General features: G+C 44.6%; 10 protein-coding genes and 2 pseudogenes. 8 read left to right on the top strand and 4 right to left on the bottom strand.

The features are described from left to right. The 3 genes and pseudogenes from VF412_RS16450 to VF412_RS16440 form a co-directional block, all read left to right on the top strand. Positions 1-411 (top strand): annotated as a pseudogene (locus VF412_RS16450) (hypothetical protein); the annotation flags it as partial. Continuing rightward, the gene (locus VF412_RS16445; RefSeq protein ID WP_331340354.1) at positions 387-1550 is read left to right on the top strand and encodes an AMP-binding protein; all 1164 of its coding nucleotides are present in this window, start codon (positions 387-389) and stop codon (positions 1548-1550) included. The pseudogene VF412_RS16450 and the gene VF412_RS16445, both read left to right, overlap by 25 nt. Next, positions 1544-1861: a (2Fe-2S) ferredoxin domain-containing protein gene (locus VF412_RS16440; protein ID WP_331340353.1), complete on the top strand. Its 318-nt coding sequence runs from the start codon at positions 1544-1546 to the stop codon at positions 1859-1861. The genes VF412_RS16445 and VF412_RS16440 overlap by 7 nt, the downstream gene beginning before the upstream one ends. On the opposite strand, the gene VF412_RS16435 is transcribed toward VF412_RS16440, so the two are convergent. The 4 genes from VF412_RS16435 to VF412_RS16420 form a co-directional block, all read right to left on the bottom strand. Continuing rightward, complete coding sequence (locus VF412_RS16435; protein ID WP_331340352.1) at positions 1858-3840, bottom strand: hypothetical protein; 1983 nt, start codon at positions 3838-3840, stop codon at positions 1858-1860. The two genes, VF412_RS16440 and VF412_RS16435, sit on opposite strands and share 4 nt — an antisense overlap. Positions 3841-4002: 162 nt before the next feature. Next, the gene (locus VF412_RS16430) at positions 4003-4992 is read right to left on the bottom strand and encodes a hypothetical protein (RefSeq protein WP_331340351.1); all 990 of its coding nucleotides are present in this window, start codon (positions 4990-4992) and stop codon (positions 4003-4005) included. Positions 4993-5206: 214 nt separating this feature from the next. Beyond that, positions 5207-5665 (bottom strand): YkgJ family cysteine cluster protein, encoded by a 459-nt coding sequence (locus VF412_RS16425; protein WP_331340350.1) that lies wholly within the window; start codon positions 5663-5665, stop codon positions 5207-5209. Beyond that, complete coding sequence (locus tag VF412_RS16420) at positions 5665-6093, bottom strand: acyl-CoA thioesterase (RefSeq protein ID WP_331340349.1); 429 nt, start codon at positions 6091-6093, stop codon at positions 5665-5667. The genes VF412_RS16425 and VF412_RS16420 overlap by 1 nt, the downstream gene beginning before the upstream one ends. A gap of 82 nt (positions 6094-6175) precedes the next feature. On the opposite strand from VF412_RS16420, the gene VF412_RS16415 reads away from it, so the two are divergent. From VF412_RS16415 to VF412_RS16395, 5 genes and pseudogenes are all read left to right on the top strand, one after another. Continuing rightward, positions 6176-7129 (top strand): polyprenyl synthetase family protein, encoded by a 954-nt coding sequence (locus tag VF412_RS16415; protein ID WP_331340348.1) that lies wholly within the window; start codon positions 6176-6178, stop codon positions 7127-7129. Further along, on the top strand, positions 7129-8199 hold the full coding sequence (locus tag VF412_RS16410; protein WP_331340347.1) for a prenyltransferase: 1071 nt from the start codon (positions 7129-7131) through the stop codon (positions 8197-8199). Before VF412_RS16415 ends, VF412_RS16410 begins: the two co-directional genes overlap by 1 nt. Positions 8200-8237: 38 nt before the next feature. After that, positions 8238-8933, top strand: coding sequence for a class I SAM-dependent methyltransferase (locus VF412_RS16405; RefSeq protein ID WP_331340346.1), 696 nt, complete (start codon positions 8238-8240; stop codon positions 8931-8933). Continuing rightward, positions 8911-10092 (top strand): hypothetical protein, encoded by a 1182-nt coding sequence (locus tag VF412_RS16400; RefSeq protein WP_331340345.1) that lies wholly within the window; start codon positions 8911-8913, stop codon positions 10090-10092. The genes VF412_RS16405 and VF412_RS16400 overlap by 23 nt, the downstream gene beginning before the upstream one ends. A gap of 216 nt (positions 10093-10308) precedes the next feature. After that, a pseudogene (locus tag VF412_RS16395) lies at positions 10309-13300 on the top strand (hypothetical protein); the annotation flags it as partial.

Raw genomic sequence — 13300 nt, 5'->3', positions numbered from 1 at the left:
CTTGAAGCCAAAAAACTTGCTCCCATCGCTATCGACAATCAATACCATAAAGTTCGTTGGGATCAGCTGAAAGAAAATCCTTTTGATGTGATCGTGATTAAGCCTGCAAAGATGGATGTCGATGCGGCGATTTATCATTGCCAAGAGCGTGGATTGAAAGCGACTGTCACAAGCTATATGGATCATCCAGTCGGCGTGGCTCACGCCATCACGGTCGCGATGGAGCTTAAAAAAGCTCACGGCGATTTGATTTTACAAGCAGGGTGTCTGACCCATCGCTTGTATCAGATGGATCGTTTCTCTGCCGAGCTTGATGTGAAAGGTCCTTTCATTCGTCGAGTTAAAGGGACGGGTGTGGGCTTCGATGAGCTTTTAAAGGAAATGTCATGGCATCACATAAAGCTCCGATAAACTTATCGTCGGAAGAAAATGTGATCCTTCTTAATCCGCGCTTTCCTAAAGCGGACTATGACAAATTATATTCATTAGCAGAAACAGTACAAAATGAACTTGGTTTGAAAAATCACGTATGGATTGCAACGTCAGGTTCTACTGCAGACTCTGTCGGTGCAACAAAACTTGTGGCTTTATCAAAGAAGGCATTGATGGCTTCTGCCGCGGCAGTGAATGGCCACTTGCAAGCGACAGTGACAGACGTATGGACTCAGGTGCTTCCGCATTTCCACGTCGGTGGCTTGGGAATTGAAATTCGGGCTGAGCTGGCGGGTTCCCGTGTTGTGAACGCATTGAAAGATAACAAGTGGGACGTTCATCATTTCTATAAAATATTAATGGACGAAGGCTGTACTCTTTCAGCGTTGGTTCCAACACAAGTGTATGACTTGGTCGCCAATAATCTTAAGGCTCCGAAATCGATGCGCGCAATTGTCGTCGGTGGGGGAGTTTTCGATCTTCCGCTGTTTGAACAGGCTCGCAAATTAGGGTGGCCTGTTCTTCCTAGTTACGGCATGACGGAAACAGCCTCACAAATCGCCACGGCATCTTTGCAATCCCTTGAATCGTTAGAATATCCAGAAATTGAATTGTTAAGTCATGCACAGGCAAGAACCTCTGAAGAAGGCTTTCTTGAGTTACAGGCATTGTCGCTTTTCACTTGCTATGCGCAAAATTCGGAAGAGGGAGTTCGCCATTGGGACCCAAAGATTAAAGGTTGGTTCACTTCGGAAGATCGTGGCGAAGTTCATGGTAAGGCACTTAAAATATTGGGTCGTAGCAAGGACTATGTCAAAATCGGGGGCGAGGGAACGAATGTCGCAAGACTTCGGGCCATGCTTGAGCAGACCGCTCTTGAATTGAATCCTCATTGGCCGTTACATATTACTTTGTTGGATATGCCCTCCGAACGCTTGGGGGCTGAGATTCATATGGCTACGACTTTAAGCCAAGAGTCTGCAGAAAAGATTGCTGATTCATATGGAGAAAAAGTTCTGCCGTATGAAAAAATTAGAAAGATCCACTTTGTGAGTGAAATTCCCCGCACAGATCTGGGGAAAATTCAGTGGAGTGCACTAAGGAGAACGCTATGTTAAAAAAAGAAGAGACACCGTGGTCAGAAGCCGTCGTTCTTGTCTGCACAAAATGCTCGAAATCTATTTCAGCATCTTCGTTGCAAGAAGAGGGCAACGCGGGGGAAAATCTCAAAACATTCCTTAAGAAAAGTTTCAAAGAAAGCGGCGATCTTTCAAAGATCCGCATCGTGACTTCAAGCTGTCTGGATGTTTGCATCGACGAAACTCAAGCCGTAACGTTCGCGAGCGTCGAAGGCGACACAGAAACCTTCACGGTCCATCCAGAGAAAGACCGCGAAGAGCTTTTAAAGCTCTTGAAATCGAAGATCTAGCGCTGAATCGTCATATTGTAACTATTGGTCGACGTCGAATTTCCGAGGGTGACCGTTGCCTGGAATGTAAAGTACGTGGCGGCACTATTGTCAGTGGTCATCGTATAAATCATATAGGCATTCGAATCATAAGGACTTAAGGTTGCAGTAGTTCCAGTGGCGATTTGATTTGAACAGCTTGCATCCGTATAGAATGCGCCTTGAGCTGTCGAAGTAATAGTGTAAGAGAAGCCAATATTTCCAGAGGCCGGAACCAGTCCCACATTATCCATTGGGTAAACTCGAACAGGCACACACGTGCCCACAGTTACGCTAGCCGTTGGATTGAATGACACATGATTGCCTAGTAATTTTAAAGTAAAGCTTTGGTTGGCACTCGTCAGACCGGTGGCTGCTGCGACCATATTGTAAGTGCCTGCTGTCGCATTCGAATCGGATGTCTTGAAGTATAAGATCACAGACTCTTCGCCGGCGTTGATTGTGAAATTTGTTTGAGCGGTGCTGGCGCAACTAGAGTCGGTGTAAAACGATGCACCTGAAACTGTTGAACTCATTGTAATGGATAAAGCTGAAGTGTCGGGAATCGGTGAATAATGACTGTTATCGCGCGAAACCATATAAGCCGTACACTGGTCACGGATCACCTCATTAGGTCCCATCAACTGAAGCTGTGTCACAGTCGCACTGCTGCTCGTGTCTACATCAATATAAAATGGAGCAAAGTCATACCCTGTCGCTGTCGAAGTCATTGTGACGTTGATGCGAAGAGAGTCACCGGATTCATTGCCAGTAGAGTTATATTTCACATAGGCATTGGCTGTCGCGGAGCTGGTTCCAAACGTTAAACTTGAAATGTTGCTTGCGCAGCTGCTGTCTGAATAGAATTTCAAATTCGTATTGCCTGGGTTCAAAGAGAACGTGACACCGCCGCCAGCAGATGAATCCAGTGAGCCCGTGTAAAGATAACGATTAAAATTCAAAGCATAACAGATATCTTTGTGAGGGCGGATGGCCATATTCGGATCGCGAGCCACCCAATGCAAAGACGTCGACGAACCGTCGCGCAGAATAAATGTTTCAGCCGCCGCTGAGGTCAAACCTGAAGATGCAGCCTTTAACGAGAACGTTTGATTAAAATCAGCAGAGTCCGCTGGCATTCTTACGATGATCTGTGCACTATTTGATCCGGCAGGGATCGAGAATGTTTGCACGCCTGCTATTGTCATATAGTTGTTGCAGTCATCCCAAGTGCTGTATGCAAAAAGATTCGAAGCGGTTCCGTTGCCAATGGCTTCAGAAACCGAGAAGCTGACAGCCGTCGAAGAGGTGGCATAGTTACCGTTGCTATCAGTAAGATAAACATTGAAAGACTCGCAGCGGTCTGAGCCGGCAAATCCTCGAGGCCATTGCTTTTCTATAGTAATTTTAGAGGCCACGATGTTGCTGCCACTATGAGGATCAATCAAAGTCAAGACCTTGGTGTCACCAATGGCTGTGGCGCCCTTCATTTGAATTTCTTCTACGGAAATAGAAGTGCTATTTGGATCAAACCCCCACAATGAATTGATATCGCCTTTCGTTAAATAAAAGTCGAAAGATCCATCTGCGCAATTCGTATCGTTAATAAGTGTCGTTGATAAAGTCGTATTTGAAACATTCGGGCTTGACGGAGGAGTATGCCAAGCCGCTGCTGCAGCAATCGTGGCAGCGGTGGCTGCTGATGTCGTGGCTGCTCCTGAGGTGTCACTTAAGACAAAACTGATAGACAAATCACCTACACGGTTGTCACAAGTTCCTGTGATGTGAACGTAGTTATTGGTATCGAAATTTTGATCGAAGGGGCTCGTGCCAGAGATCACCGGCGCAGAAAGTTTTTTCCCTAAAGTACCAACAGAGACGTCAGGGTCGTTACACGCCGTCAACGCCGCAAGGCTTAAAAGAAATAATGAAAATAGAATGCGTGAGCCCACGTTCCTCATTCCGTACTTTTCGTCAGATGACTAGGCCACCTTAAGATTCAGAATGAGAATCTTAACAGTCTTATGACCGATGTAAGATATGTGTCTCAAGTTGAGATGTAAAAAAAGGACCACAGGTTTAGCGGTCCCTTTTTGGAAATGCGAGAGGTGAAAATTTTCAGATTAGAGACAGTTGTTCAAAGTTACATCGGCAGTCGTGCCCGATGTATTTGTTAACGTGGCAGTGCCACAACCTGTAAACGTCAAAGTTTCAGATTTGCCAACAGCAGCTGATCCTATGACTGTTGGAGAGACGTGGGCGCCAGCGGCAAAGGATGTTGTGATCGTACCGCTAACGGGAGTACAGCATTGTTGGTTGTAAACCACGTTCGTGAATGTAGAAGTTCCGACGACACGAAGTTTATTGTGGTAGACCTTCACGGTCCCACCAGTAATTGTGCGAGTCCCTGATGATTCCGACAATGTTAAATCCGCGTCGATAGAATGATCGTAACTTGAAGTATAAACTCTTTGTCGAACTTGAACCTCTTTACGACCGCCTGATCCGTCGAAAACAACCTTCGAACCGTAACCAGAGCCAATATTTGCTGAGATTGTCGTTCCTGTATCGAAGTTCGCAAGATTTGCACTAGCGTGATCAATTGTCACAATAGTGCCGCGTGAATTCGTACGAGTTGCTGTGCCAGGACTTCCGCTGGAAACAAACTGACGAAGAATGCCATCGTTATTTGCAAGACGGGAGCCCGCGCGATCTGGGAATGTGCCGCAAGTGATGGCGCCTCCGTTAATCAAGGATACTTCAAGCGTGCCGCTCCAGGTAGCGCTTGAAGATCCGAAGCTGCATGCCGAGTAAGTTAAATCGACATCGTTACCATTAGCCGCACATCCTGTTCCACCTGCTGCAATCGTTGGGCACGAATTGGTAGCAAGGGCTTTCGGGATTAAAAGATCCATGAATGTTTTGTGCTGATATTCAGAAACCGTGCTCGAAGAGTCACTCGAAGCGAGGGCTCCGCCCACTGAACTTGCAGCGGCACCACTGGCCGAGGTGTCTTCGGATGCTGATGATGAGCTTGAAGATGAGGAAGAGCATGCGGTCAGAAACGATGAAGTTAACAAAGCACAAACAAAAACGCGAAATAAGAAGTTCATAGAAAAAGCCTCCACCGTAAAATGGTGGACCGAAATTTCCATATTTTCGAGGGGAATTTACCAAATGTTAAAATCCTGGACTTTCGAATTTTACGTCAATTTTTTGAACGTTTGAACGGCTCAACTTGATTTACGAAGATTGCATTCGAGCGAATTTGGAAATGTACGAATATCTAAATAAAGAAAAAATAAAAAGGGAATGGGGTTTGGCTGATTATTTTCCCCATCCTTTTTCGCTTTCGATTTGTTCGCGCAATTGCTTTTCAATTTTTTCAGCGGGGATCACAGGGCCATGACCGACGCCAGGACAGAAGGCTTTGACGTCTTTAGCCCATGATTTTGCATTCATGACTTCAGGCCAGAACGGCCATGTGCGACACTGTGTTGGGCGAGCTTCATACTGACCGCATGATTTTCCGTTTACTAAGAACATGCAGTCTGGATTTTTTGGATCTTCTTTCAAATGCCAAATGCCGCCGGTTTTTTCGCAATATTTTTTTGTAAATTGCGATGTCGAGATTCCCATATGTTTGGCAAAACGTTGACGGTCTTCCAAATTCAAATAAACGAAACCGAACTCTCCGTGGGACGTGCAGCATTTGCCAGAGCCTGTGCATTCGAAGCGCACACCTTCACGCCACCATTCTTTGCCAGTGAATTTGAAATCTTCCATTAAGAGTTTGCTCCTACGGCTTCCAAGTATTTTTCCAGACGAGCTTTCATGGTATCAGGAATCGCTGCTTTTTGCTTGGTTTTAATATTCAGAACAGAGTGAACCATTGTCACAACCGCATGGGTCTTTCCATTCTGACCAAAGACGTATTTCATTTTGAAGGAAGTCTCGCCAAAACTAGCAACAGTAACCGCAATATCGTAAGTTTCACCCGGAAAGAAGGGGGCGAGATAGTTTGCTTCTGTCTGGCGCAAGGGAATCGCATAGTTGGGGTCTTGGAAATACTCTTTCCAAGTATAGCCAGCGTCCAAAATAAATTGCTCGAAAGCATCGTGGGCAAAGCCGAAAATATTCCCGAAAAACATGATTCTAGCGGGGTCTGCTTCCCTGAAAGTCAGGGTCTTCTTCGTTTTAAAGACTTGATTCATAATGTCTCGAACTTTAAGGCCTCAACTCCCTTGACAGCAAGCACATAACTGGACAATTTTACGTCACACCGAGGAGCCATCATTGTCGCGCAACGTCATTGATCTGAAAGTCTATGATTCCAGGGATTTCCCTGCCTATTTACCCAAGCTGAACAAGCTTTACGATGATCTTTTTTCTGGCGGTAAAGGCTTCCGCGCAAAATTGATTCGCATGATGGCTTCCAATCTTTCTTTGGATGGAAAAGCCGAACACGTTCTTGCGCAAACAATCGAGTTCATTCACAACGCTTCTTTGCTTCATGATGATTTGATTGATCGCTCGAATATGCGTCGTGGAAAAACGGCGGCGTGGTTGAAGTACACTCCCGAGTACGCAGTGCTTGCGGGTGATTACTTGCTCGCTCGTGTGATGGTGAATCTTTCTGGTTACGGCAACATCAAACTTGTTCAGTACACAGCGGAAGTGATTTCCGATCTTCTTGAAGGGGAGTGGTTGCAGGATTCTGTTGTCGGCGACTTCTTTGTGACTCTTGAGCAATTGGATCGTATTCATAATTTGAAAACGGCAAGTTTGTTCAAATGGTGTATTCGTGCGCCCTTCATTGCGCAAGAACGCTATGATGAAGAACTTCATCAGATTTTGGAAGAGATGGGCACATTGCTGGGCCAACTGTTCCAACGCAGCGATGACCTACTTGATTACGATATTCGTAACGACGAAGGCAAAGCGATCCTTGGTGATTTGAAATCAGGCTATTTGAATTCATTCGGGGCTTTCGTGTGTCGTGGTCGCACTCGTCAAGAGATCGATCAAATCGTGAAAAGCAAAAACCTTGAAGAATACTATGCAAGCATCGGTGGTAAAGCACAGTTCGATGCAAAACTTGCAGAGTTCGACAAGATGAACGAGGGCCTGATCAAAATGTACGATCACCACTTGGAAAGATTGAAGAAACATCTGAAGCCAGGTGAGGAAAAGTTGATCGACCAACTTCGTCCTTTGACAGAGATCTTGTACTGGAGAAGGAAACCTTAGTGAGCAGCCAGTTCGTCACTCTTTCCAAGAATTCTCCGGAATTTGAGTCTTATTTATTGGGAACATTTTCTTCCGATAAAAGAGCTTTGCCGGTGCAATCGTTGAATGTGAATTCGTCTTCAGAGACGGTGACTTTCAAGATTGTTCCTCTCAGCGAAGTGGAGCGTCCTCCGTGGACAGTGGTGATGGTCAAAGCTTTGAAAGTTCGCAGCTTTCTTTTGCTTTTAGTTCCTCTGTTTTTGATCCTGACAAAAAATATCGTGGACCGCACCATTCGCGATTCTTTAGTGACAGTGATTTCCACGGTGGGTTTGATCTTTGGATTTATCTCGGTCAACCTTCGCAATGATTTCTTAGATCATATCAAAGGCATTGATCGCATTTTTGAAAACAGCGGCAGTCGTTCCATTCAGAACGGTTGGCTGTCAGCGATTCAAGTTAAGAATTTCTCAACATTATTTTTGATTTTGTCCCTTGTGTGTTCGGTGCCAGTAATCTTTGCTTTCCCTCAAGTTTCTATCGTGATGGTCGTCGCTGTAGGAGTGGGTTTGTGGGCGCAGTTTAAAAAGCAAAACTCTTTCAAATATCAAATCGGCGGAGAGGTTGCTCTGTTCCTTCTTTTCGGACCTCTTCTAACAATCGGCTATCAGCTTTCAATGGGTGCTGACTATGACCCAGAAAGTTTTTGGCTGGGTTGCGTTTGGGGTTGGGGTGTTTTGTTCGTTGTTCATTTGAAGAACTTCAAAAATATTTTAGCAAGCAGCCAGGCGGGGTTTACAAACACAATCAACTGGTTGGGTTTTGATAGCGCACGCAGATTCTTAGCGTTCTGGTGGCTGGCATTTGTTGCGATGAATTTGGCATATCACTATTTCTTCGCTGGTGTTTACTGGGGCTTCTATCTTTCAGTTGTTGTGCTCTTAGTTTCTTCAAGCTTCATTTCGAAATTAAAAAACATTTCAAGCCCTGTAGGCAGCGAGCTTCGTCAGGTTTATAGGCACGGTTTGACTTTGTTCCTTATAACCATCGGCCTTTGGGTCTTCGAGTGCTTGTGGTATCTGCTCACTTAGACTCTAAGAAAATCTGTATTCTTTCGGACGAGGCGGGGATGGCAAAAGCCCTGCGCTGGTCGGAATTCTTTAAATGCCCGATAAATCCTGCTGATACCAAAGACTTCTTTTTCCACTTTCACGTGGAAGGCGAACGTGTCTTTGTTCGCGACGCTGAAAAGCGCACCTTAGAAATTGATTTTGATAAAAACCATCTCGATTATCAACGCCGTGGCCACCAAGGTAAGAACGAGCTGATCGCTAAAGCCTTGGGTTATGCCAAAGGCTGCCGTAAGGTTTTGGATCTTTCTGTGGGCATGGGAATCGATAGCGTTTTCTTAATGCAATTGGGTTTCCAAGTGACCGGTGTTGAACGTTCTCCTGTTTTATATGCTCTATTGACGGAAGCCTTTAAAAGGACCGAAAAAGAATATTTAAAATCTTATCAGTTGTATTTCGCTGACAGTCTTCAGTTCCTGCAAGAGCACAAAGGTCAGTTTGAAATTGATTCTATCTATTTTGATCCTATGTACCCGCATAAAAAGAAATCCGCCTTGCCTAAGCAAGAGATGGTGGTCTTCCGTGATCTTGTCGGTCATGACGAAGATGCCTCTTTAGTTTTGAAAGAGGCTTTAAGCTGGCCTGTTCGTCGTGTCGTTGTAAAACGACCAATGAAGGCTGAAGAATTACTGCCGGGTGTGATTCATTCCTTTGAGGGAAAGGTCGTTCGTTATGATTCTTATGTGGTTGGGTAGTTTTGTTTTGATGATGGTGGGCTTGGCTTACTCGCAAAAGTACGCTGCAGAAGTTTTGGCGAAGCTTCAAAGAAAGTTCTTTGAAAAAGGCCTTGAAGGCAATTTGAAAACCGTCTTTATCCGTGCCCTTGATGTGGTTGTGCTTGAGGCGTCGCCGCAAAAATCCTTGTATGCGGGAATGGCTTTGTTCAATTTGCGCATCTTGGGTTTGCAACCAGCGGCCTTGGTGATGTGTTTAAGCACCATCGGTGTGTGGTGGGTTTTAATTCTGGGTTGTTTGTTCATGAGCTTTAACGGTCTTTTGCTTTTAGGAATTTGTTCAGTGATGTTCCTATCGGCGTTTATCACGCCCAAAGTAGATCGCGTTTTGAAATGGATCTTCTTTACAGGTTTATTTTTGTTCGGTAGCGAAATCATGCTTCGCAATGCCAGCATCTTACAATCTACGTTGGGAGAGAGTGATTTCGTATTCTTCTTGGCTGACGGTCGCTTTCCTTCAGTCATGGGCCTTTTCTTTGCGGGAGTCGTCATCAGCTTGCTCGTACAAATGGAGTTTTGGACTTTCGCCTTAGCATTGGGGTTGCTTTTCACGAACCTACTTTCACTGAATGGAGCCTTAGGATTGATTGCAGGTGAACGTGTAGGCCGCATGATTCTTTTCTGGTGGCACACTCGTGGATTAAATCAAGATTGCAAACGTCTTGGCCAAGAGTTCGCCATGGTTTCTTCTTTAGGAGCTATTCTCGGGTTGTTCTTAGCAGGTGCTGTTCGCGAAACTTTGTATATGGGATACTCTAGTGGAATGGCCTCTTTCCAAGACAAGAGTTTGCAGTTTGTGATGTTGTTCATTGTTATTTTGGTTTGTCAGTTCATTGCACAAATGGTGTGGGGACACTTCGCTGCTGCTCGCAAACCGGAAGAGATGCAAGATCCAAAATACATTTCAACAGTATGGTTCCGTCTGGAATTCTTATCAGTGACAGCTATGCAGTGGGCGAAAGATAAAGTGCATAAACGTCTTAGTGAAATTCGCTATCACGTGCAAGGACTTGGCACTTTGAAAGAAGGACAAGTGCCTGAGCATATTCAAGTGCGTCTTCGTGCAGAAGAAGATCAGCTTCAAAAAATTGAATCGTTGATGAACTCGGCTGCGAGATAATTTAGTAAGTATTCAATTACCATATTCAAAATATACTTAGCGGTAAAAACAAAAATAAGTATATTAACATGGTCTAGTTTATAAAAATAACTTGCACGGTTTAAAATCATCTTTCTAAAATTGTTAACTGAAAGTTGTTTGTGAGGCTTTTTCGGAAGAGAGGGCCTCATTGACATAGCTCTTGCTAAATTCCTGAAAAAATAATTAGAGGTAAGTATGAAGTATGTATTGCGAACATGCTTGGGATTGCTATTGCTCTCATCAAGTCAATTAGTCAGTGCGAAGCCTGTTAATTCCACCACTCAAGTTTATACTTTTGAAGCAGGCAGAGGCGAATTATCATTCAGTGGTAATAGAGCAGACAAGAAATATTCAAATCGTGATATATATACGGCGAACCCGGCAAGTGTGAGCCTAGGTAATGCCTTGGGCACGCATTATACTTTGACTCTTTCACCAGGGAGCTATGACAGTAGCATTACAGTGGGAACAACTGTAGTCAGTGGATCGTCGCAAGCCAGCTACTCGGCAACACAAAGTAGTTGTGATGGAATGGTAATTTCTGGTTTTGCTGAGGATTGTGGGTTTGGCTTTATGTTCACGGCCACGCACCCCGGTAGTTTTAGCGTCACGACAACGACTCCGATTTCTTATATTACTAAAGATTCGAATGGAAATGTAACGGACAGTGGCTCATATAATATTGTCGTTAATTTTGTCGTTAATGTGAGGACCGCGAATCTTGTGTGTCCTGAAACTGAGTCGGGATCTATAATCAGTGTTCACAATCAGACCGTAGGTGAGAAAATACCGGTCGTGGGTACGAATGTAGATCTATACTACACTACTTTGTATGCTAGTTCTTATTCTGGAAGAACTCTTCCAGCTCAAAATTATTTTGGAAGTAATGGTCTGACGGTTTCTTCACAGCACTTTTATTCGTCCTCTCAGGGGATGTTGTTTTTAGGTTCTGGTTCGGCATATCCTACGGGATACACTACTCTCAGTAGTGGCAACTTGATGGTGGTTGATGCCGGTGGATCTGAGGTTTACATTTTCGATTCAAACGGCAAACATCTTGAGACAAAGACATTCTTAACCGGCGCAACTAAGTACACGTTTGGATACGATTCGAATGATCGACTTGTGACAATCACAGATGCATTTAGCAACGTTATTACTTTGACTCGTGATTCCAGCGGAAATCTTCAAAGTATAACAGGCCCTTATGGGCAAGTTACGACGATTGCAATTGGCACCAACGGTCTGGTTTCGAGTGTGACAAATCCTAATAGCGAAAGCTATTCATTCACATATCAGTCCGGTACCGACTTAATGGCGACATTTACTACGCCTGAAAGTGAAACCTCTACATTCACGTATGATTCAGATGGTCTTTTGACTAAAGATGAAGGAGCCGCGGGTAACTTCTGGCAGTTGGTTCGTGATTCATCAGCTTCAGTGCTAAGTAAATCTTCCGCCCTTGGAAGGACTTCGACTTACTCGGCAAGCCAGAATCTTACGACAGGCAATAGTTCAGCAAGTTCAGTGACGCCGTGGGGGTTACATACGACGTCTGCAGAAGGCAGTACATTTTCGAATTCATCCTCAATTCAAACTGTTTCAAATACAATGGCAGCAGATGAGCGATTCGGTGCAATTTATAAACGATCATCTCAAGAGGATTTGACAATCAACTCTGTTGATCGCGTTCAAACATTTACCCAAAGTGTAGTTTATCCAGTCGGAGTAACAGATCCTTTCCAGTTCACGACGTTGACTAATTCCTCGACGATGAACTCTAAGACGACGACTCAAGTGTTCACGGCGGCAACAAGTACATCGGTAGTTACAACTCCGGAAGGTGCGACAGCTACGACTGTTTATAATTCTTACGAATTGCCTTCCAGCTTTCAGGTGGGCGGCGATACCGCTCACTCAATTTCTTACGATACTCATGGCCGCATCTCCCAAACGACTCAAGGTACACATAAGACAATGACTTATGCTTACAATAGTGCTGGCTTATTGAGTTCAATTACTGATGTCTTAAGCAATGCAACTGCCTACGCGTACGACTTGGCTGGTCGTGTAACGTCGGTGACGTATCCTGATTTGCGAGTTTCATCGTTTGCGTATGATCACAATGGTCGTTTGACCCAAGTGACTCCGCCAAGCAGACCAGCGCATGTCATGACCTTTAATGCGATGGATTTGCTATCTGCCTATGAGCCTCCGGCGCTGACGGGTGTTTCTGTTGTGAATACGTCTTTCACATATAATCTTGATAAACAGCTTACGCAGATTACAAGACCGACCACGGACACAGTTACATTGAATTACGATTCGACGACGGGCCTACTATCAAGCCGTGTAACTTCTGGTGGTACGGCGACGTTCACCTATAAATCCAATTCGGATCAATATGATGTCGTCTCTTCGGAAGATGACTTTAATGATACAATGTCATGGTATGGGTATAACATGGCGACAGATGCTCAGCGCCAGACTTCAACAGCTACGCTTTGGGGTAAGGTGACGTTAGCCTATGATGCTTATCACAGAGTGAGTTCAAGAACTCTTCAGGGGAAATCATCTGGTACAACCTATGTTCGGAATTACACATATAATGGAGACGATCAGCCAACACAAATTGGTGATATGACCCTCACCTATGAATATCCTTCCGGAAGATTGAGCACGACAACTCTTGGAAAAATTTCGGATGTTCGTACTTACGACACCTATGGCGACCTTGTCACATATACGGCGACATACACACCAACATCGGGTTCGCCGACGACTCTTTATTCGTATACTTTGACGAGAGACCTACTTGGAAGAATTTCTTCAAAGTCTGAAACGATTCAAGGAACAACTGATGTCTATGACTACACTTATGATAGCAATGGTCGTTTAACTCAAGTGTTGAAGAATAGTGCTGCTTACAGCTCTTACACCTATGATTCGAATGGCAATAGAACCAGCGGATCGATTGCTGGATCTAGCTTCACAGCTTCTTATGATGATCAAGATCGTATGACTGCGTTTAATGGCAAAACATATAGCTATAATGCCAATGGCGATTTGACGAATGTGCAATTGACGTCAACGACAGCCAACACTTTTACCTACGATGCACTTGGAAAGCTTAAGTCAGCCAACATGGCGGGAACAAGTAGTCCCACGTATAGTTACGATGTCTTCG

It is taken from the genome of Bdellovibrio sp., from assembly GCF_036384735.1.
GTDB lineage: Bacteria > Bdellovibrionota > Bdellovibrionia > Bdellovibrionales > Bdellovibrionaceae > Bdellovibrio.
This window is presented reverse-complemented; position numbering and strand designations above follow the sequence as displayed.

Excerpts from the sequence above, each read along its gene's own strand:
- VF412_RS16440 (WP_331340353.1), top strand. The coding sequence starts at position 1,544 with ATGTTAAAAAAAGAAGAGACACCGTGGTCAGAAGCCGTCGTTCTTGTC.
- VF412_RS16425 (WP_331340350.1), bottom strand. The coding sequence starts at position 5,665 with ATGGAAGATTTCAAATTCACTGGCAAAGAATGGTGGCGTGAAGGTGTG.
- VF412_RS16445 (WP_331340354.1), top strand. The coding sequence starts at position 387 with ATGGCATCACATAAAGCTCCGATAAACTTATCGTCGGAAGAAAATGTG.
- VF412_RS16430 (WP_331340351.1), bottom strand. The coding sequence starts at position 4,992 with ATGAACTTCTTATTTCGCGTTTTTGTTTGTGCTTTGTTAACTTCATCG.
- VF412_RS16400 (WP_331340345.1), top strand. The coding sequence starts at position 8,911 with ATGATTCTTATGTGGTTGGGTAGTTTTGTTTTGATGATGGTGGGCTTG.
- VF412_RS16435 (WP_331340352.1), bottom strand. The coding sequence starts at position 3,840 with ATGAGGAACGTGGGCTCACGCATTCTATTTTCATTATTTCTTTTAAGC.
- VF412_RS16405 (WP_331340346.1), top strand. The coding sequence starts at position 8,238 with ATGGCAAAAGCCCTGCGCTGGTCGGAATTCTTTAAATGCCCGATAAAT.
- VF412_RS16420 (WP_331340349.1), bottom strand. The coding sequence starts at position 6,093 with ATGAATCAAGTCTTTAAAACGAAGAAGACCCTGACTTTCAGGGAAGCA.